Below are 19,276 nucleotides of genomic sequence, written 5' to 3'. Positions count from 1 at the left end.
CTTTTTGTACATCCTGAATAGCGGCAAAAAGCCTTATACGGGCCGTATCGCGCTCACCCCGACCGCAAGTATGACCGGGGTGCAGTTCAGCAGATTAACGCTTGTAGATGAACTCAACGCCTTCTTCGTCGTCTTCGTCCCAGTCGTCATCCCAGTCTTCGTCATCTTCGACTTCAACTTCGGCTTCTTCAAGCTGCTGACGATGGTAGTCATCCCACATGAACTCGACTTTTTCTGCGACTTTCTCTTCCGGCGCATGCACGATAGGGTTTTCGATGATAAAGGTCATCACGTCCCAGCACAGGTCTTTCACGCCCTGTTGGCTTGCCGCAGAGATCAGGTAGAACTTGTCTTCCCAGCCCAGCGCTTCGGCAATCGCTTTTGCCTTAGCTTCAGCTTCGGCTTTATCCATCAGGTCAATCTTGTTGAAGACTAACCAGCGCGGTTTTTCAGCCAGCTTCTCGCTGTATTTCTCCAGCTCACCGATGATAATGCGCGCGTTCTCGACCGGATCGGATCCGTCGATAGGCTCGATATCGATGAGGTGCAGCAGTACGCGACAACGCTCAAGGTGCTTCAGGAAGCGAATCCCCAGACCTGCGCCTTCCGCAGCTCCTTCGATAAGCCCCGGGATATCCGCAACAACGAAGCTCTTCTCGTTATCCATACGGACAACGCCAAGGCTCGGTACCAGCGTGGTAAACGGATAGTCAGCCACTTTCGGCTTCGCGGCAGAAACGGCACGGATGAACGTAGATTTACCGGCATTCGGCATGCCCAGCATCCCGACGTCTGCCAGCAGCATCAGCTCCAGCTGCAGATCGCGCTTGTCGCCCGGCGTACCCATGGTTTTTTGACGCGGGGTACGGTTAACGGACGATTTGAAACGGGTGTTGCCCAGACCGTGCCAGCCGCCTTTAGCGACCATCAGACGTTGACCATGTTTGGTCATATCGCCCATGACTTCGCCGGTCCCCTGATCGATAACACGGGTCCCTACAGGCACTTTCACCGAGACATCTTTACCACGCTTACCGGTACAGTCACGGCTCTGACCATTCTGTCCACGCTCGGCGCGGAAAGACTTCTCAAAGCGATAGTCGATCAGGGTGTTCAGGTTTTCGTCCGCTTCCAGCCAGACATCACCACCATCACCACCGTCGCCGCCATCCGGGCCGCCTCGCGGAATATATTTTTCACGGCGGAAGCTAACACAACCGTTGCCGCCATCACCTGCTACGACCAGGATCGTTGCTTCATCAACAAACTTCATTTTACTCTCCGAAAATCATTCGCCTGAGCGGGGCAGCGGTACAACCGCTTCACGCTTACGTAAGCCACCCCAAAGACGGTGGCCTATGGCGGAGTACATCGCGCCCGCAACCACGACAAACGCACCGAGATAACCTAACAGGTTTAACATCGGCCTGGCGAAAACATCGGGCCAGGCCATTGATAATAAATCTGAAAAAAGCAGCGTAAACAACGGCGTTAAGGTAATTAACGCGCTCACCTGCGCTGCCTGCCAGCGCGCCATGGCTTCCGCCAGCGCACCGTAGCCTACCAGGGTATTTAACCCGCAGAAAAACAGGCACGCTAGCTGCCAGTCGCTTAACGCCAGAACCTGCGAAAGCGTTGCCAGGGGCAACAGTGCTATCGTACATAAAGTGTACAGCAAAAAGAGGATCTGCTGTGACGCCAGGCGGCGTAATAACACCTTTTGTGCGACGCCATAGCTGACCCAGACTGCGGCCGCTCCGACGCCGAAAATTACCCCCCACGTGTAATCCGTCAGGCGAGTAAAAATTTCAATCAGGCTGGTGTTAAAAAACATCACCAGCCCGCAAATCAGCATTAGCGCCCCCACGACCTGGGTACCGCGCATTTTCTCCTTCAGGATAAATACGCTGGCCACCATCATGCCGACCGGAGACAGCTGGCCGATCACCTGAGAAGCCGTAGGGCTAAGATATTGCAGGGAAGAGCTAAACAGGATGAAGTTACCGAACAGGCCGCCCGTCGCAATGGCCAACAGAACCAACCAGCGCGGTTTGCGAAAGAGGCGCAGCGGCGGCAGTTTTCCCCTGATTGCCAGGATAGTGCCAAGGCCGATACTCGCCATCAAAAAGCGATAGAACACCACGGTTGGTGGCTCCATCACTTCAAGAACCTGCTTCATTGCAATTGGCAATGCACCCCAGCACATTGCGGTGGTGAGCGCCAAAAGAATGCCAATGCCGGCCTGCTGATTCATACCCGTTTTCCCTGCAGAAAAATATCCGGGATTCTAATGTAAAAAGCCCCGCAACACGTTGCGGGGCTTTAATCCGTTACCGGACCACGAAAAACTTACTCAGCAACGATGCTGATGTATTTACGGTTGTTCGGGCCTTTAACTTCAAATTTCACTTTACCGTCTGCTTTAGCAAACAGAGTGTGGTCACGACCGCAACCTACGTTGGTGCCTGCGTGGAACTTGGTGCCACGCTGACGAACGATGATGCTGCCCGCCAGAACGGATTCGCCACCGAAACGCTTAACGCCGAGGCGTTTAGCTTCTGAATCGCGACCGTTACGAGTTGAGCCGCCAGCCTTTTTATGTGCCATTTAAATCTCTCCTCAGGTCTTAGGCGCTGATGCCAGTAATTTTCACATCAGTGAACCACTGACGATGGCCCTGCTGCTTACGGTAGTGTTTACGACGACGAAACTTAACGATTTTAACTTTCTCGCCACGACCGTGAGCAACAACTTCAGCTTTGATTACGCCGCCCTCAACGAAAGGAACGCCGATCTTGATTTCTTCACCGTTTGCGATCATCAGAACTTCAGCGAACTCAACAGCTTCGCCAGTTGCGATGTCCAGCTTTTCCAGGCGAATGGTCTGACCTTCGCTTACTCGGTGTTGTTTACCACCACTTTGGAAAACCGCGTACATATAAAACTCCGCTTCCGTGCACCTCTTCGTGTGATTCAGAGTGCACTATAAATATTCACAATAGGGCGCGAATATTACGCAAAACGCGAGCCTTTGACAAGAGCGATTAGCGATCAACGCAGAAAAAAAACACAACTTTCACGCTAACGTTTATCTATGGCAATTTTTCAGTACAATCATAGCTTCTTTTAATTCTATCTTAATCCTTCTGTGAACCCACCTGGATTCGCGGTAACAGGACATGTGGCCCGGCTTTTGCGATGAATTTAGAAAAAATCAATGAGTTAACCGCGCAAGATATGGCGGGTGTCAATGCGGCAATCCTTGAGCAACTTGACTCAGATGTTAAGCTTATCAATCAGTTAGGCTATTACATCATTAGCGGAGGCGGAAAACGTATTCGTCCGATGATCGCGGTCCTTGCAGCCCGGGCCGTCGGCTACCAGGGCGACGCGCACGTCACCATCGCCGCGCTGATCGAATTTATCCATACCGCGACCCTGCTGCATGATGATGTGGTTGATGAGTCAGACATGCGTCGTGGCAAGGCGACGGCAAACGCCGCTTTTGGCAACGCTGCCAGCGTGTTGGTGGGCGATTTTATCTATACGCGTTCCTTCCAGATGATGACCAGCCTCGGCTCGCTGAAGGTGCTGGAAGTCATGTCGAAAGCCGTTAACGTCATTGCTGAGGGCGAAGTGCTGCAGCTGATGAACGTCAACGACCCGGATATCACGGAAGAAAATTACATGCGGGTGATTTACAGCAAAACCGCCCGCCTGTTTGAAGCTGCCGCCCAGTGTTCCGGCATTCTGGCAGGCTGTACCGCAGAGCAGGAACAGGCGCTGCAGGACTACGGGCGCTATCTTGGCACGGCATTCCAGCTGATCGACGATTTACTCGATTACAGCGCCGATGGCGAGCGTCTCGGTAAAAACGTCGGCGATGACCTGAATGAAGGCAAACCCACGTTGCCGTTGCTCCATGCCATGCGTCACGGTACGCCTGAGCAGTCTGCGATGATACGTGGAGCGATTGAGCAAGGTAACGGTCGCCACCTGCTGGATGCCGTACTGGAAACCATGGCGGCCTGCGGTTCACTAGAGTGGACCCGCCAGCGCGCGGAAGAAGAAGCGGATAAGGCCATTGCCGTCCTGCAGGCTTTACCGGATTCACCATGGCGTGAAGCGCTTATCGGCCTGGCGCATATTGCCGTGCAACGCGATAGCTAATCCCTCCTCTGCTTCATTCCCGCGCGTTTGCGCGGGAAGTTCCAATAAACTCCAGAACATCACAATTATCTGCCAGACCCTGGCACATTCTGAATATCCACACACTTTACTAGAACTTGTTAGAACTATCGTAATCCTGGGGTATAGTCATTCCGTCGCCTGTTGGCGACGCACTGGATCCTTACCACCGGGAGAATTTATGGATAAGTTCATCGATTGGCACCAAGCAGATATTATTGCTGGATTACGCAAAAAAGGGACGTCGCTCGCAGCAGAATCGCGGCGCAACGGCTTAAGTTCTTCAACACTAGCAAATGCGCTAACCCGGCCATGGCCGAAAGGCGAGCTGATAATTGCGACAGCGCTGGATACCACGCCCTGGGCTATCTGGCCCTCACGTTATCATGACCCTGTCACCCATCAGTTTATCGACAGGACGCAGATGATACGTCAGAAGAAAGAGAGCAAGTGAAGTGAGAAGTGAGAAGTGAGTGTAAAAACAGCCCCCGGACGGACGTCAGAGGGCTGCTGTCATGGCAGGTTTATTCTCCTTTGATGCGCTCGATATTTGCGCCCAGCGCCTGCAGTTTGTCTTCAATACGCTCGTAACCACGGTCAATGTGGTAAATACGATCGACAATAGTAGTCCCTTCCGCGATACAGCCCGCCAGAACCAGGCTGGCAGAAGCACGCAGATCGGTCGCCATCACCTGTGCACCTGAAAGCTGTGCCACACCATGGCAGATCGCCGTATTACTTTCGATTTCAGCATGCGCGCCCATACGGATGAGTTCCGGGATATGCATGAAGCGGTTTTCGAAAATAGTCTCGGTAATCACACCGGTACCTTCCGCAACCAGGTTCAGCAGCGTGAACTGCGCCTGCATGTCGGTCGGGAACCCTGGGTGTGGAGCGGTACGCACGTTGACGGCCTTCGGACGTTTGCCATGCATGTCCAGGCTAATCCAGTCTTCACCGATTTCGATGTCAGCACCCGCGTCACGCAGCTTGGCCAACACGGCATCCAGCGTATCCGGCTGAGCGTTACGGCACACAATTTTACCGCCGGAGATCGCCGCAGCCACCAGGAAAGTACCGGTTTCGATACGGTCCGGCAGCACGCGATAAACACCGCCACCCAGACGGGCGACGCCTTCGATGGTGATGCGGTCAGTCCCCTGACCCGTAATCTTCGCGCCCAGCGCGTTGAGGAAGTTCGCCGTATCGACGATTTCCGGCTCACGGGCGGCGTTTTCGATAACGGTGGTGCCTTCTGCCAGGGTCGCTGCGCTCATGATGGTCACGGTTGCGCCTACGCTGACCTTGTCCATCACGATATGCGCGCCTTTAAGACGCCCGTTGACCGACGCTTTCACATAGCCTTCTTCCAGCTTGATTTCAGCGCCCAGTTGCTCCAGACCGACAATATGCAGGTCGACCGGACGCGCACCGATAGCACACCCACCCGGCAGTGAAACCTGACCCTGGCCAAAGCGAGCCACCAGCGGCCCCAGCGCCCAAATGGAAGCACGCATCGTTTTAACCAGATCGTACGGTGCACAGAAGACGTCAACCGGACCGGCATCGATCCAGACCGAGCCATTGCGCTTCACGTCGGCGCCGAGCTGGCTCAGCAGTTTCATCGTGGTATCGATGTCTTTCAGTTTGGGGACATTCTGGATCTCAATCGGCTCTTCTGCCAACAGTGCCGCAAAAAGGATCGGCAGGGCTGCGTTTTTCGCACCGGAGATAGTGACCTCGCCCTGAAGGCGAGTCGGCCCCTGAACACGGAATTTATCCATTGATTCTGTTCTCTGTTAAAAATTTACCTATGCTGCAGGGAGCGTCCCGGCAGCTTAAAAGCCGTTTAGTTTGCGGTCTCGTGCCCATTCTTGCGGGGTAAACGCTTTGATCGACAGCGCATGAATGCGGTTGTCGGCAATATATTCCATCAGCGGGGCGTAGATTGCCTGCTGCTTTTTTACCCGGCTCATGCCGTCAAACATCTCACCCACAGCAGTAACCTGGAAGTGGCTGCCATCGCCAGAGACGTGGACTTCCTGAAGGGAGAGTGCGTTCATCAGCACGGTCTGAATTTCATGATTTTCCATGGGTTCACATTTTATCTGGTGGTGAAAATAGCCCAACATCTTAGAGGAAAGTGACGCAGTCTTAAACAAGCAAAAAGTCCCATCTAAAATTTAGAGGGGACTTTCAGGATAACCTTAGCAATAACGCACTGAAAAACTATGGGATCATATCGGCAGGAAGATTGTAGAGGCTGACCAACGTTTGCAGATTTTCGCTTTTGCCCGTCAGTGTCGCTTCCCTGTCCTGATGGCGAATTAACGCCACGAAATGCATCAGCAGCGCCAGCCCGGCGGTATCGACCCGGGTGACTGCATTAAGATCGATGACCGATACGCCATCCGTCGCCTGCGCACGGGCTTCCCAGAGCGGGACCAGCAGATCCTGGTCCAGCTCCCCATGCAGCGCCAGTCGCTCGCCATCGCGAGTCCAGCTCAGCTGCCCGGTCATTATTTTTTCTGTTCCAGGGTGATCGGCTGCGCGGAGATCGATTTCAACTGCGCGGTCAGGCCATCAACACCTTTGGTACGCAGCAGATCGCTCCACTCGTTCTGTTTGGTGGTGATCATACTCACCCCTTCGGCAATCATGTCGTAAGCCTGCCAGTTGCCGGTCTGGGTGTTCTTACGCCACTGGAAGTCCAGGCGTACCGGCGGACGGCCGTTAGGGTCGAGAATCGTTACGCGAATCGGAATAATCGTTGCATCGCCCAGCGGCTGTTCCGGTGCAATCTGATACGTCTGACCGTGGTACATCGCCAGCGCCTGGCCATAGGCCTGCTTCAGATATTCACGGAAGGCCGTAAAGTAGGCTTCGCGCTGCGCCGGGGTCGCATCTTTGTAATAGCGGCCCAGCACCAGTGCACCCGCGTATTTCACCTGGACATAAGGCATCAGTTCCTGATCGACGATGTCACGCAGATAGTTCGGGTTAGCCTGAATCTTCGGCTGTTCGTTTTTCAGGCGATCGAAGGTTTTCTGCGCCGCTTCGTTCATCAGCTTATACGGATTGGTCTGATCCGCTGCCGTCGCAGCGGTCAATGGGGCAATCACCAGCATGGCGATCATCAGTACGCGTTTAAACATATCGTTTTTCTCCTGAAATTAATGCGTCGTGGCAGCCGGCTGCGTTGCGTCAGTATGAGCCGCTTCCGCAGACGAATCATCGCCAGAATTCTTATTGTCACTGCCTTTACTGTTGTAAAGGAACTGACCAATCAGGTCTTCCAGTACCATGGCTGATTTGGTGTCCTGAATTGTGCCGCCATCTTTAAGAATAGACGTCCCCAGTTCAGGGTCTTCAAAACCGACATTCAGCGCCAGGTACTGTTCCCCCAGCAGGCCAGAGGTACGAATCGCCAATGAACTGGTGTCAGGGATATGGTTGTAGCTCTCATCGATATCGAGCGCCACACGCGGCAGATAGGTTTTCGGATCCAGCGTGATGTCCGCGACCCGACCCACCACAACGCCGCCGATACGCACCGGAGAGCGAGCTTTGAGTCCACCAATATTGTCGAAGGTGGCATAGATACGATACGTCGGCTCAGTACGCAGAGACGTCACGTTAGCGGCCTTCAGGCAGACAAACAGCGCTGCCAGTAATGCCACCAGTAAGAACACACCTACCCAGATTTCACTTTTTTTCGTTTGCATGAACTCAATTCCCAAACATCAGCGCAGTCAGCACAAAATCCAGCCCCAGAACCGCCAGCGACGAATGCACTACCGTGCGCGTCGTTGCCCGGCTAATACCGGCGGAGGTGGGGATAGCGTCATAACCGTTAAATAACGCCACCCAGGTCACCGTAACGGCGAATACCAGGCTCTTAATCAGACAGTTAACCAGATCCATCCGCCAGTCGACGGCATTTTGCATCGCGCTCCAGAAGAAGCCGCTGTCGATACCTTTCCAGCTGACGCCCACCAGCGAACCGCCCCAGATCCCCACGGCGACAAAAATAATGGTCAACAGCGGCAACGAAATCACCCCGGCCCAGAAGCGAGGCGAAATCACACGGCGCAGCGGATCGACCGCCATCATCTCCATACTGGAGAGCTGTTCGGTCGCACGCATCAGGCCAATTTCAGCCGTCAGTGCAGAGCCCGCGCGCCCGGCAAACAGCAGCGCGGCAACCACCGGTCCCAGCTCGCGCAGCAGCGACAGCGACACCAGCATGCCTAAACTGGTCTCGGCGCTGTAGGTGGTTAACACCAGATAGCCCTGCAGCCCCAGCACCATGCCGATAAACAGCCCCGACACGATGATGATCAACATAGACAGCACGCCGACGTTATAGAGCTGGCGAACCAGCAGCGGCGCATGCTTACGAAACTCCGGCTTGCCCACGACGGCATTGAACAGCATTAACCCGGCACGCCCGAACGTCGCGGTGGTTTTAATCCCCCGATGCCCGAGTGATGCCAGCAGATTTAGCAGCATCAGTTACTCACTCCCTTGCCGAGTAAATCATGGTGATAGTCGCCCGCCGGATAGCGGAACGGCACCGGACCGTCGGCAATACCGTCGATAAACTGACGAACCCGCGGATCGTCATTTTCCCGCAGCGACTTTGCGCTGCCATGGGCCACGATTTTTTTGTCGGCCACGATATACGCATAGTCCGCAATGCTGAGCACTTCCGGCACATCATGCGACACCACAATACAGGTCACGCCAAGCGTGCTGTTCAGTTCTGAAATCAGCTTCACCAGCACGCCCATGGTGATGGGATCCTGCCCGACAAACGGTTCGTCGAACATGATCAGGTCCGGCTCCAGCGCGATAGCCCGCGCCAACGCGGCACGCCGCGCCATCCCGCCAGAGAGCTCAGAAGGCATTAACTTCGCCGCGCCGCGCAGACCGACGGCTTCAAGCTTCATCATGACGGTGGTATGCAGCAGCGCTTCAGGCAGACGCGTATGTTCGCGCAGCGGGTAAGCGACGTTATTGAACACGTTCATATCGGTGAACAGTGCGCCGGACTGGAACAGCATGCTCATACGCTTGCGCACGGTATAGAGGCGCGAGCGTGACATCCCTGGCACGTTTTCGCCATCAAACAGGATCTCGCCTTTATCGGGCGGGATCTGTCCACCGATCAGGCGCAGCAGCGTCGTTTTACCGATCCCTGATGGCCCCATGATCGCCGTGATCTTACCGCGCGGCACTGACAGCGAGATGTCATCGAAGATCACCCGATCGCCGCGAGAGAAGCGGATACCGCGAACTTCGACCAAATTCGCCAACGTTTGGCTCATAAAATCATCCTTCCTAAACATCCCTCGGGCTAAGCATGGCGCGTACCTTCACCACAAACCCAACATTTTTACAGAATCTTACCTGCCTGGGTTAGCGAAAACTGGCATTTGTTTTACTTTTGACAAACATAAAGTCAAAATTAAGAATTCGTTACGCTGCAGACGGAACAGGACAGCGAAGCGACGATTATACCTGAAGAAAGGACTTTAGATGCTCTTAGCGACGGCTCTGTTAATCATTGGTTTATTGCTGGTAGTCTACAGCGCCGATCGTCTGGTCTACGCCGCTTCAATTTTGTGTCGCATGCTGGGGATCCCGCCGCTGATTATCGGGATGACGGTGGTCAGTATAGGCACCAGCCTGCCCGAGATCATCGTTTCTGCCGCCGCCTCCCTGCACGGGCAGACCGATTTAGCCATCGGTACGGCAATCGGCTCCAATATTACCAATATATTATTAATACTTGGCCTCGCTGCCCTGCTCCATCCATTTACCGTGCATTCTGATATCCTGCGCCGCGAGTTACCGCTAATGTTGCTGGTCAGTTTGCTGGCAAGCTTTGTGCTGTACGATGGACAACTGTCCCGTATGGATGGCCTGTTTTTATTCGCGCTGGCCATTCTGTGGTTGCTGTTTACGATTAAAATCGCCCGCATTGCTGAACGCGAGGGTAGCGATAGTCTGACCCGGGAGCAGATGGCCGAACTCCCGCGGGAAGGTTCGCTTCCGGTCGCCCTGCTGTGGTTGGGCGTGGCCATGATTATTATGCCGATGGCCACCCGAATGGTCGTGGATAACGCCACCGTGCTGGCTAACTATTTTGCTATCAGCGAACTGACCGTTGGCCTGACGGTGGTCGCCATCGGGACCAGTCTGCCAGAGCTTGCAACGGCGATCGCCGGGGCGCGAAAAGGGGAAGATGACATCGCCATCGGCAATATTATTGGCGCTAATATTCTCAATATTGCGCTGGTGCTTGGCTTACCGGCACTGATTGCGCCGGGCGCGTTCGCACCAGAGGCATTTACCCGCGACTACGCGGTTATGATGGTCGTCAGCGTGATCTTCGCCCTGCTGTGCTGGCGCCGCAAACAGCCACCCGGCCGTCTTGTCGGCGCGCTCCTGGTCGGCGGTTTTGTAGTTTGGTTGGCGATGCTGTACTGGGCAGCACCGCTCTTCGTTGAATGACTCGGGATAACATTATGCCGCAAATAGATTTGCCAACGGATTTTGACTTTCAACGGGCAGGACGTGAAGTACTGGACATTGAACGTGAAGGTCTGGCTCAACTCGATCAGTACATTAACGCCGATTTTACGCAGGCCTGCGAAAAGATCTTCCGCTGTAGCGGGAAAGTGGTGGTGATGGGGATGGGCAAATCTGGCCATATCGGGCGTAAAATGGCGGCCACCTTCGCCAGCACCGGTACGCCTTCGTTTTTCGTTCATCCCGGCGAAGCGGCCCACGGCGATTTAGGCATGGTGACACCGCAGGATGTCATCATTGCGCTCTCCAATTCCGGTGAGTCAAACGAGATCCTGGCGCTGATTCCGGTCCTGAAACGCCAGCAGGTGCCGCTCATCTGCATGACCAGTCGCCCGGAAAGCAGCATGGCGCGCGCGGCAGACATTCACCTTTGCGTGAAAGTATTGAAGGAAGCCTGTCCGTTAGGGCTGGCCCCGACCTCCAGCACCACCGCTGCGCTGGTGATGGGTGATGCGCTGGCGGTCGCGCTGCTGGAAGCTCGTGGTTTTACCGCTGAAGATTTTGCCCTGTCGCATCCTGGCGGCGCACTGGGTCGTAAGCTGCTGCTGCGCGTCAATGATATTATGCATACGGGTGATGAAATCCCGCACGTCAACGTCACGGCAACCTTGCGCGATGCGCTGCTGGAAATCACGCGTAAAAATTTAGGCATGACGGCAGTCTGCGACGACGACATGAACATCATTGGTATTTTCACCGATGGTGACCTGCGCCGGGTGTTCGATACCGGCGTCGATATGCGTAACGCCAGCATCGCCGAGGTGATGACACCGGGCGGGATCCGCATCCGTCCCGGCATTCTGGCCGTGGATGCGCTGAACCTGATGCAGTCCCGTCATATCACCTGTGTGTTAGTTGCCGATGGCGACCATCTGTTGGGTGTGGTACATATGCACGATCTCCTGCGCGCAGGCGTAGTGTAAGTAAGGATAAAATAATGAATAATGCTGATGCTCTGCTGGCAACCTGTTACGGACCGGTAAGCGCTGAGTTTATCGAGCGGGCGGCGAAAATCCGTTTGCTCATCCTCGACGTTGACGGCGTGCTGTCCGACGGTCTTATCTACATGGGTAACCACGGCGAAGAGCTGAAGGCGTTTAACGTACGGGATGGTTATGGAGTCCGCTGCGCGCTGACTTCCGGTATTGAGGTCGCGATTATTACCGGGCGAAAAGCTAAACTGGTAGAAGACCGTTGTCAGACGCTGGGCATTACGCACCTGTATCAAGGGCAGTCTGATAAACTGCTGGCATTCCGTGACTTATTAAGCAAGCTGGCGGTCCATCCGGATGAAGTGGCCTACATTGGCGATGACCTGATCGACTGGCCGGTGATGGCAGAAGTCGGGCTGAGCGTTGCGGTGGCAGATGCCCATCCGCTGCTGCTGCCACGAGCGAACTACATCACCCGCATCAATGGTGGGCGTGGAGCGGTACGAGAAGTCTGCGATTTGTTACTCCTGGCGCAGGGCAAGCTGGATGAGGCCAAAGGACAATCAATATGAGTAAAACCAGACGTTGGGTTATTATTTTACTATCGCTGGTCGCGCTGGTCCTGATAGGCCTGAATCTGGCGGGTACGGACGACACGCCGGCACCAGAGGCCAATCCTGCTGACCCAACGTACACCAGCGAGCATACCGATACCGTGGTCTACAGCCCTGAGGGGGCGCTTAACTATCGCTTGATCGCTGAGCACGTGGAGTATTTTTCCGCCGAGGCGCTATCGTGGTTCACCAAACCGGTCATGACGACCTTTGACACCAATAAGGTCCCGACCTGGTCTATCAAAGCAGACAGAGCAAAGCTGACCAACGACCGCATGCTGTATCTTTACGGGCATGTTGAGGTAAACGCACTGACCGCGGACTCTCAACTGCGCAAAATTACGACGGATAACGCCCAGATAAACCTGGTAACACAAGATGTTACCTCCGATGACATGGTGACGTTGTACGGGACAACATTTAATTCTAGCGGCCTGAAAATGCGCGGTAACTTGCGCAGCAAAACTGCCGAGCTGATTGAAAAGGTTAGAACCTCTTATGAAATTCAGAACAAACAAACTCAGCCTTAAGATTGCGCTCGCCAGCGCCATTCTGGCCGCCAGCCTGCCGGCACTGGCCAAAACCGGTGATACCGATCAGCCGATTCACATCGAATCCGATCAGCAATCGCTGGATATGCAGGGCAATATCGTCACCTTTACCGGCAATGTGGTCGTCACCCAGGGCACCATCAAAATCAACGCGGATAAGGTGGTCGTCACCCGTCCTGGCGGTGAAAAAGGCAAAGAAGTGATCGACGGTTATGGTAACCCGGCCACCTTCTATCAGATGCAGGACAACGGCAAACCGGTGAAAGGCCGCGCCGATAAAATGCATTATGAATTGCAGAACGATTTTGTGGTGCTGACCGGCAACGCGCATCTGGAGCAGGTCGATAGCAACATCCAGGGTGACAAAATCACTTACCTGGTGAAAGAGCAGAAAATGCAGGCTTTCAGCAGTAAAGGCGGACGCGTAACCACGGTTCTGGTTCCTTCGCAGCTGCAGGACAAAAGTGGCGATCAGTCAAAGAAAGGTAAGTAATTCGTTATGGCAACATTAACTGCAAAGAATCTTGCTAAAGCCTATAAAGGCCGCCGCGTGGTGGAAGATGTCAGTCTGACCGTGAACTCCGGCGAGATTGTCGGCCTGCTTGGCCCAAACGGCGCCGGTAAAACCACGACCTTCTACATGGTGGTGGGCATTGTGCCGCGCGACGCCGGCAACATTATCATCGACGATGAAGATATCAGCCTGCTGCCGCTGCACGCCCGCGCGCGCCGGGGCATTGGCTATCTGCCGCAGGAAGCCTCTATTTTCCGCCGCCTGAGCGTGTTTGATAACCTGATGGCGGTGTTGCAGATTCGGGACGATCTCAGCAGCGAGCAGCGCGAAGACCGCGCCAAAGAGCTGATGGAAGAGTTTCATATCGAACATTTGCGCGACAGCCTCGGTCAGGCGCTTTCCGGTGGTGAACGCCGTCGTGTCGAAATCGCCCGCGCGCTGGCCGCTAACCCGAAATTTATCCTGCTGGATGAACCCTTTGCCGGCGTGGACCCGATTTCCGTTATCGACATCAAACGGATCATCGAACACCTGCGAGACAGCGGTCTTGGGGTGCTGATCACCGACCATAACGTCAGGGAAACGCTGGCCGTTTGTGAACGCGCCTATATCGTTAGCCAGGGTCATCTGATTGCCCACGGTACACCGCAAGAAATCCTGGAAGACGAGCAGGTTAAGCGCGTGTATCTTGGGGAAGACTTCAGACTCTGATAGGGTAGAGGTTACAGACGTTTTAGCCGGAGATATTTGCCCTGAATATGAAGCAAGGTTTGCAATTAAGGCTAAGCCAACAGCTTGCCATGACGCCACAACTGCAGCAGGCCATCCGTTTGCTGCAGCTGTCCACGTTAGAACTCCAGCAGGAACTCCAGCAGGCGCTGGAGAGTAATCCGTTGCTTGAGCAAACCGATCTTCACGATGAGGTAGAAACCAAAGAGGTCGAGGACCGCGAATCCCTGGATACGGTCGATGCGCTTGAGCAAAAAGATATGCCGGAGGAGTTGCCCCTCGACGCCAGCTGGGATGAGATCTACACCGCCGGTACACCGTCAGGAAACGGCGTTGATTATCAGGACGACGAGCTGCCGGTCTATCAGGGCGAAACGACCCAAAGCCTGCAGGATTACCTGATGTGGCAGGTCGAGCTGACGCCATTCACCGATACCGATCGCGCCATCGCCACCTCTATCGTCGATGCCGTCGATGACACCGGCTATCTCACCCTTCGGATCGAAGACATTGTCGAGAGCATCGACGATGAAGAGATCGGCCTCGAAGAAGTAGAAGCGGTACTAAAACGTATCCAACGTTTCGACCCGGTTGGCGTGGCGGCGAAAGATCTGCGCGACTGCCTGCTGGTTCAGCTTTCACAATATGCGAAAGAGACGCCGTGGCTGGAAGAGGCCAGGCTTATCATCAGCGATCATCTCGATCTGCTCGCCAACCATGATTTCCGTTCCCTGATGCGCGTGACGCGTCTTAAAGAAGATGTGCTGAAAGAAGCGGTTAACCTGATCCAGTCGCTCGATCCGCGCCCAGGCCAGTCGATCCAGACCAGTGAGCCAGAGTATGTCATTCCTGACGTTCTGGTACGCAAGGTTAGCGACCGCTGGGTAGTGGAGCTGAATTCCGACAGTATCCCGCGCCTGAAAATCAATCAGCACTATGCCGCAATGGGTAACAGCTCGCGCAATGATGCCGACAGCCAGTTTATCCGCAGCAACCTGCAGGAAGCCCGCTGGCTCATCAAGAGCCTGGAAAGTCGCAACGATACGCTGCTGCGCGTCAGCCGTTGCATCGTCGAGCAGCAGCAGGCCTTCTTCGAGCAGGGCGAAGAGTATATGAAACCGATGGTGCTGGCGGATATCGCCCAAGCCGTCGAGATGCATGAATCCACTATTTCACGTGTCACCACTCAAAAGTACCTGCACAGTCCGCGCGGTATTTTTGAGCTCAAGTATTTCTTCTCCAGCCACGTAAGCACCGAAGGCGGCGGCGAGGCATCGTCCACCGCCATTCGTGCGCTGGTGAAGAAGTTAATCGCCGCGGAGAACCCCGCGAAGCCGTTGAGTGACAGTAAGCTCACCACCATACTGTCCGAACAAGGTATCATGGTCGCGCGCCGTACCGTTGCCAAGTACCGAGAGTCTTTATCCATTCCGCCGTCCAACCAGCGTAAACAACTGGTCTGACACAACCGATAAGGAAGACACTATGCAGCTCAACATTACAGGACACAACGTCGAGATCACCCCTGCACTGCGCGACTTCGTTAACGCGAAGTTCAGCAAACTGGAGCAGTTTTTCGACCGGATCAATCAGGTCTACATTGTGTTAAAAGTAGAGAAGGTGACGCAAATTGCGGATGCCAATCTGCATGTCAACGGTGGCGAAATCCATGCCAGTGCGGAAGGGCAGGATATGTATGCCGCTATCGATGGTCTTATCGATAAGCTGGCAAGACAGTTAACGAAACATAAAGATAAACTAAAACAACACTAATTGTCCGGGTGTTGCTCTCGCCTGTTACCCGTTTTCATGGGTGGCAGGCAAGGGGCGCTCAGGTGAAATTATGATGAACAACGATTCGGCTCTACAACTGAGCAACGTCCTTAACCAGGAATGTACCCGTAGCCAGGTTCACTGCCAGAGCAAAAAACGCGCGCTGGAAATCATCAGTGAGCTGGCAGCTAAACAGCTAGGTTTACCGCCACAGCTGGTGTTTGAAGCGATCCTCACTCGCGAGAAAATGGGCAGTACCGGGATTGGTAATGGGATTGCCATTCCTCATGGCAAGCTCGAAGAGGATACGCTGCGTGCGGTTGGCGTATTTGTCCAGCTGGAAACCCCGATTGCATTTGATGCCATCGACAACCAGCCGGTCGACCTGCTGTTTGCGCTCCTGGTGCCGGCTGACCAGACCAAAACCCATCTGCATACGCTGTCGCTGGTGGCGAAACGGCTGGCAGATAAAACCATTTGCCGTCGCCTGCGTAGCGCGCAAAGCGATGAAGAGCTGTATGAGATCATCACCGAAGCAGGAAGCAGTGATGATAGTTAACGAGAGTCGCACCTCACTCTTTATCGTACTGAGGAGAAACGGTACATGGTACTGATGATCGTCAGTGGCCGCTCAGGCTCGGGGAAATCCGTTGCCCTGCGGGCGCTGGAAGATATGGGTTTCTACTGCGTAGATAACCTGCCGGTGGTGCTGCTGCCAGAACTGGCCCGCTCGCTGGCCGACAGAAACATATCCGCTGCCGTCAGCATTGACGTGCGCAATATGCCGGAATCACCGGAGATCTTTGAGCAGGCGATGAAAAACCTGCCGGAGACATTTTCACCTCAGCTCCTGTTCCTTGATGCTGATCGTAACACGCTGATCCGCCGCTACAGCGACACGCGTCGTCTGCACCCGCTGTCGAGCAAAAACCTGTCGCTTGAAAGCGCAATTGACGAAGAGAGTGCTCTGCTGGAACCGCTGCGTTCCCGCGCAGACCTGATCGTCGACACCTCCGAAATGTCGGTGCATGAACTGGCAGAAATGCTGCGTACGCGCCTGCTCGGCAAGCGTGAGCGCGAGCTGACCATGGTCTTTGAATCCTTCGGGTTTAAGCATGGCATTCCGATTGATGCCGATTATGTCTTCGACGTGCGCTTCTTACCCAACCCGCACTGGGATCCCAAACTGCGTCCTATGACCGGGCTGGATAAACCGGTGGCTGCCTTCCTTGATCGGCACACGGAAGTTCACAATTTTATTTACCAGACCCGCAGCTATCTTGAGCTATGGTTACCGATGCTGGAGACCAATAATCGCAGCTATCTGACGGTGGCTATTGGTTGTACCGGCGGTAAACATCGCTCGGTCTACATTGCCGAGCAACTGGCTGACTACTTCCGCTCGCGCGGCAAGAATGTGCAGTCTCGCCATCGGACGCTGGAAAAACGCAAATCATGACTGTAAAGCAGACCGTTGAGATCACCAATAAGCTGGGCATGCACGCCCGCCCGGCGATGAAGCTGTTTGAGCTGATGCAAAATTATGACGCAGAAGTGCTGCTGCGCAATGATGAAGGCACGGAAGCCGAAGCCAATAGTGTGATTGCCTTGCTCATGCTCGACTCTGCCAAGGGTCGACAAATTGAGATTGAGGCCAACGGTCCGCAGGAAGCAGAGGCGCTGGCAGCGGTCATTGCGCTGTTCAACGCCGGTTTTGATGAAGATTAGCCTTTCCTGATGCCCTCCCCGGCGGCGCGATGCTGACCGGGGCTCACGCTCCCTGCCCTGCCTCAATCCAGCTTATGCGCCCGCATAAACCCTTCTCCGCCTAACTGACGCATCTGACGCAGGATCCACGCCTGGCGACTACGAATATAGCCGGACGGCGCATCGGCGCGAAAGCGGATCGGATTAGGCAGTACCGCCGCCAGAAGCGCGGCTTCCGAAGCGGTTAGCTTGCTGGCCGGCTTATGAAAAAAACGCTGAGAAGCCGCTTCAACACCAAACGTCCCTTCCCCAAACTCGGCAATATTGAGATAGACGGTGAGGATGCGTTTCTTGCTCCACACCGTCTCAATGCCGACCGTCAGTCCGGCTTCCAGCCCTTTACGCAACCAGCTGCGGCCATCCCACAAGAACAGGTTTTTCGCCGTCTGCTGCGACAGCGTGGAGGCACCGCGCACGCGATTTTCCTGGCGTTGATTGTGAGCCAGCGCTTTTTCTATCGCCGACACATCAAAGCCCCAGTGCTCAGGAAACTTTTGGTCCTCAGAAGCAATAACCGCCAGCCCCATCCACGGTGATATCTCATCCATGCTGACCCAGTCAGAATGAGCGACGTAGTGGAAGTCACCGTGCAACCATGCGCCAACCTGCCGCTCCAGCATGACGGCGGAAAAAGGCACCGGCAGAATGCTAAAGAGGGCGATTCCGCCGCCCCACATCACCACCCCAATCATCAGGATACGGAGCAGCAAGCGTTTTAGCACCCGCAGCGGCGACTGGCGACGAACACTCATGCCGCCAGAACCAGGACGCGGGCCACCAGCTTCTCAATGCCGCTTGCCGCTTCCGCGATGTTCTGCGCCAGCATCCAGGCCGGGGTCGTCACGACTTTGTTCTCTTCATCGACCACGATATCATCGACCGGGCAAGGCACATGTTCCGCGCCCATCTCTTCCACCACTTCAGCAGTATCAAGGTCGGTGCCGATAGTGATGCGCAAAGGCACAGAGAAAATTTTCGGCAGCAGCGCCGGGGCAATGCACATGAAGCCCAGCGGTTTACCGGCTTCATGCATCGCCAGCACCAGCGCTTTCAGGTCACTGTCGACAAGGCACTCGCTGCCCTGTGAAGCGAAGCTGCTGAGATTTTTGGCCGCGCCAAATCCACCGGGAACGATCAGCGCGTCTAACGCCTCGGCCCGGGCGCTGGCCAGCGGTTGGATATCACCACGGGCAATACGCGCCGCCTCAATCAGCACGTTGCGCGTTTCACCCAGCGGTTCGCCGGTCAGATGGTTGATAACGTCCGTTTGGGCCTTATCCGGCGCAAAGCAGATGGCCTGTGCGCCGCCACGGGCAATCGCCAACAGGGTAATGACCGCTTCATGGATCTCCGTCCCGTCATACACGCCACAACCGCTCAGTACCACACCAATCTTTTTCATACGCCCACTCCTTAGTACAACTTACTGAAACCAGTCAAAAATTTTGATTTACTCGCATTGCTTCACATATTTAACTGATTCACGTAACAAATAATTTAAGGTTTGCTATCTTAATGAGCGAGCAAACCGAATCCTCAGGTTGCGCTGCTTATAACTCTGTCTAAAAATTCTGGCGCAACGACCAGTTCCCTGGTGTTGGCGCAGTGTTC

General features: G+C 54.8%; 26 protein-coding genes. 13 read left to right on the top strand and 13 right to left on the bottom strand.

Going from position 1 to position 19,276, the window contains the following annotated elements:
• Positions 1 to 94: 94 nt before the first annotated feature.
• The 4 genes from cgtA to rplU form a co-directional block, all read right to left on the bottom strand.
• Entirely contained in the window at positions 95 to 1,273 is a 1,179-nt protein-coding gene (gene cgtA, locus EDF82_RS14905) for an Obg family GTPase CgtA (protein ID WP_123756320.1), read from the bottom strand.
• A gap of 15 nt (positions 1,274 to 1,288) precedes the next feature.
• Entirely contained in the window at positions 1,289 to 2,254 is a 966-nt protein-coding gene (locus tag EDF82_RS14900) for a DMT family transporter (protein ID WP_123756319.1), read from the bottom strand.
• A gap of 95 nt (positions 2,255 to 2,349) precedes the next feature.
• Positions 2,350 to 2,607 (bottom strand): 50S ribosomal protein L27, encoded by a 258-nt coding sequence (gene rpmA / locus EDF82_RS14895; protein ID WP_003861831.1) that lies wholly within the window; start codon positions 2,605 to 2,607, stop codon positions 2,350 to 2,352.
• A gap of 19 nt (positions 2,608 to 2,626) precedes the next feature.
• Positions 2,627 to 2,938: a 50S ribosomal protein L21 gene (gene rplU, locus EDF82_RS14890; RefSeq protein WP_004106123.1), complete on the bottom strand. Its 312-nt coding sequence runs from the start codon at positions 2,936 to 2,938 to the stop codon at positions 2,627 to 2,629.
• A gap of 260 nt (positions 2,939 to 3,198) precedes the next feature.
• Between rplU and ispB the strand changes: the two genes are divergently transcribed.
• Both ispB and sfsB read left to right on the top strand, forming a co-directional pair.
• Positions 3,199 to 4,170, top strand: a complete 972-nt coding sequence (ispB, locus tag EDF82_RS14885; RefSeq protein WP_123756318.1) for an octaprenyl diphosphate synthase — start codon at positions 3,199 to 3,201, stop codon at positions 4,168 to 4,170.
• A 199-nt stretch (positions 4,171 to 4,369) separates the two neighbouring features.
• Entirely contained in the window at positions 4,370 to 4,642 is a 273-nt protein-coding gene (sfsB, locus tag EDF82_RS14880) for a DNA-binding transcriptional regulator SfsB (RefSeq protein WP_123756317.1), read from the top strand.
• Positions 4,643 to 4,712: 70 nt separating this feature from the next.
• Here the strand turns inward: sfsB and murA are convergent, their stop codons facing one another.
• The 7 genes from murA to mlaF form a co-directional block, all read right to left on the bottom strand.
• Positions 4,713 to 5,972, bottom strand: a complete 1,260-nt coding sequence (gene murA, locus EDF82_RS14875) for a UDP-N-acetylglucosamine 1-carboxyvinyltransferase (RefSeq protein ID WP_123756316.1) — start codon at positions 5,970 to 5,972, stop codon at positions 4,713 to 4,715.
• A 54-nt stretch (positions 5,973 to 6,026) separates the two neighbouring features.
• Entirely contained in the window at positions 6,027 to 6,281 is a 255-nt protein-coding gene (gene ibaG / locus EDF82_RS14870; RefSeq protein ID WP_123756315.1) for a BolA family iron metabolism protein IbaG, read from the bottom strand.
• Between the two features lie 136 nt (positions 6,282 to 6,417).
• Positions 6,418 to 6,708: a lipid asymmetry maintenance protein MlaB gene (mlaB, locus tag EDF82_RS14865; protein ID WP_123756314.1), complete on the bottom strand. Its 291-nt coding sequence runs from the start codon at positions 6,706 to 6,708 to the stop codon at positions 6,418 to 6,420.
• Entirely contained in the window at positions 6,708 to 7,343 is a 636-nt protein-coding gene (gene mlaC, locus EDF82_RS14860; protein ID WP_123756313.1) for a phospholipid-binding protein MlaC, read from the bottom strand. The genes mlaB and mlaC overlap by 1 nt, the downstream gene beginning before the upstream one ends.
• An 18-nt stretch (positions 7,344 to 7,361) precedes the next feature.
• The gene (gene mlaD / locus EDF82_RS14855) at positions 7,362 to 7,913 is read right to left on the bottom strand and encodes an outer membrane lipid asymmetry maintenance protein MlaD (RefSeq protein WP_123756312.1); all 552 of its coding nucleotides are present in this window, start codon (positions 7,911 to 7,913) and stop codon (positions 7,362 to 7,364) included.
• A 4-nt stretch (positions 7,914 to 7,917) separates the two neighbouring features.
• Positions 7,918 to 8,700, bottom strand: coding sequence for a lipid asymmetry maintenance ABC transporter permease subunit MlaE (gene mlaE, locus EDF82_RS14850; RefSeq protein ID WP_123756311.1), 783 nt, complete (start codon positions 8,698 to 8,700; stop codon positions 7,918 to 7,920).
• Positions 8,700 to 9,518 (bottom strand): phospholipid ABC transporter ATP-binding protein MlaF, encoded by an 819-nt coding sequence (gene mlaF / locus EDF82_RS14845; protein WP_123756310.1) that lies wholly within the window; start codon positions 9,516 to 9,518, stop codon positions 8,700 to 8,702. The genes mlaE and mlaF overlap by 1 nt, the downstream gene beginning before the upstream one ends.
• Positions 9,519 to 9,729: 211 nt before the next feature.
• Between mlaF and EDF82_RS14840 the strand changes: the two genes are divergently transcribed.
• The 11 genes from EDF82_RS14840 to npr all read left to right on the top strand — a co-directional run bounded on the left by EDF82_RS14840 (position 9,730) and on the right by npr (position 17,626).
• Complete coding sequence (locus EDF82_RS14840; protein ID WP_123756309.1) at positions 9,730 to 10,707, top strand: calcium/sodium antiporter; 978 nt, start codon at positions 9,730 to 9,732, stop codon at positions 10,705 to 10,707.
• Positions 10,704 to 11,708, top strand: a complete 1,005-nt coding sequence (gene kdsD, locus EDF82_RS14835; protein WP_370453889.1) for an arabinose-5-phosphate isomerase KdsD — start codon at positions 10,704 to 10,706, stop codon at positions 11,706 to 11,708. The genes EDF82_RS14840 and kdsD overlap by 4 nt, the downstream gene beginning before the upstream one ends.
• 14 nt (positions 11,709 to 11,722) lie before the next feature.
• Positions 11,723 to 12,289: a 3-deoxy-manno-octulosonate-8-phosphatase KdsC gene (gene kdsC, locus EDF82_RS14830; protein WP_123756307.1), complete on the top strand. Its 567-nt coding sequence runs from the start codon at positions 11,723 to 11,725 to the stop codon at positions 12,287 to 12,289.
• On the top strand, positions 12,286 to 12,861 hold the full coding sequence (lptC, locus tag EDF82_RS14825; RefSeq protein ID WP_123756306.1) for an LPS export ABC transporter periplasmic protein LptC: 576 nt from the start codon (positions 12,286 to 12,288) through the stop codon (positions 12,859 to 12,861). Before kdsC ends, lptC begins: the two co-directional genes overlap by 4 nt.
• Positions 12,830 to 13,375 carry a lipopolysaccharide ABC transporter substrate-binding protein LptA gene (gene lptA, locus EDF82_RS14820; RefSeq protein ID WP_123756305.1) on the top strand — a complete coding sequence of 182 codons (546 nt, stop codon included), beginning with the start codon at positions 12,830 to 12,832 and terminating at the stop codon, positions 13,373 to 13,375. Before lptC ends, lptA begins: the two co-directional genes overlap by 32 nt.
• 6 nt (positions 13,376 to 13,381) lie before the next feature.
• A complete protein-coding gene (gene lptB / locus EDF82_RS14815; protein WP_123756304.1) occupies positions 13,382 to 14,107 on the top strand; it encodes an LPS export ABC transporter ATP-binding protein in 726 nt (241 codons plus the stop codon).
• Positions 14,108 to 14,154: 47 nt separating this feature from the next.
• A complete protein-coding gene (rpoN, locus tag EDF82_RS14810) occupies positions 14,155 to 15,588 on the top strand; it encodes an RNA polymerase factor sigma-54 (protein ID WP_123756303.1) in 1,434 nt (477 codons plus the stop codon).
• A gap of 22 nt (positions 15,589 to 15,610) precedes the next feature.
• A complete protein-coding gene (gene hpf, locus EDF82_RS14805; RefSeq protein WP_123756302.1) occupies positions 15,611 to 15,898 on the top strand; it encodes a ribosome hibernation promoting factor in 288 nt (95 codons plus the stop codon).
• A gap of 70 nt (positions 15,899 to 15,968) precedes the next feature.
• The gene (ptsN, locus tag EDF82_RS14800; protein ID WP_123756301.1) at positions 15,969 to 16,457 is read left to right on the top strand and encodes a PTS IIA-like nitrogen regulatory protein PtsN; all 489 of its coding nucleotides are present in this window, start codon (positions 15,969 to 15,971) and stop codon (positions 16,455 to 16,457) included.
• A gap of 45 nt (positions 16,458 to 16,502) precedes the next feature.
• Positions 16,503 to 17,357, top strand: a complete 855-nt coding sequence (gene rapZ / locus EDF82_RS14795) for an RNase adapter RapZ (protein WP_123756300.1) — start codon at positions 16,503 to 16,505, stop codon at positions 17,355 to 17,357.
• A complete protein-coding gene (gene npr, locus EDF82_RS14790; RefSeq protein ID WP_123756299.1) occupies positions 17,354 to 17,626 on the top strand; it encodes a PTS phosphocarrier protein NPr in 273 nt (90 codons plus the stop codon). Before rapZ ends, npr begins: the two co-directional genes overlap by 4 nt.
• Before the next feature lie 62 nt (positions 17,627 to 17,688).
• Here the strand turns inward: npr and mtgA are convergent, their stop codons facing one another.
• Both mtgA and elbB read right to left on the bottom strand, forming a co-directional pair.
• Positions 17,689 to 18,417, bottom strand: a complete 729-nt coding sequence (mtgA, locus tag EDF82_RS14785; RefSeq protein ID WP_123756298.1) for a monofunctional biosynthetic peptidoglycan transglycosylase — start codon at positions 18,415 to 18,417, stop codon at positions 17,689 to 17,691.
• Positions 18,414 to 19,067, bottom strand: a complete 654-nt coding sequence (elbB, locus tag EDF82_RS14780) for an isoprenoid biosynthesis glyoxalase ElbB (RefSeq protein WP_123756297.1) — start codon at positions 19,065 to 19,067, stop codon at positions 18,414 to 18,416. The genes mtgA and elbB overlap by 4 nt, the downstream gene beginning before the upstream one ends.
• Positions 19,068 to 19,276 lie beyond the last annotated feature (209 nt).

Source organism: Klebsiella sp. BIGb0399, assembly GCF_003752615.1.
Lineage (GTDB): Bacteria > Pseudomonadota > Gammaproteobacteria > Enterobacterales > Enterobacteriaceae > Klebsiella > Klebsiella lignicola.
Note: the sequence above shows the minus strand (reverse complement) of the source record. Positions and strands in the feature narration are given on the sequence as shown.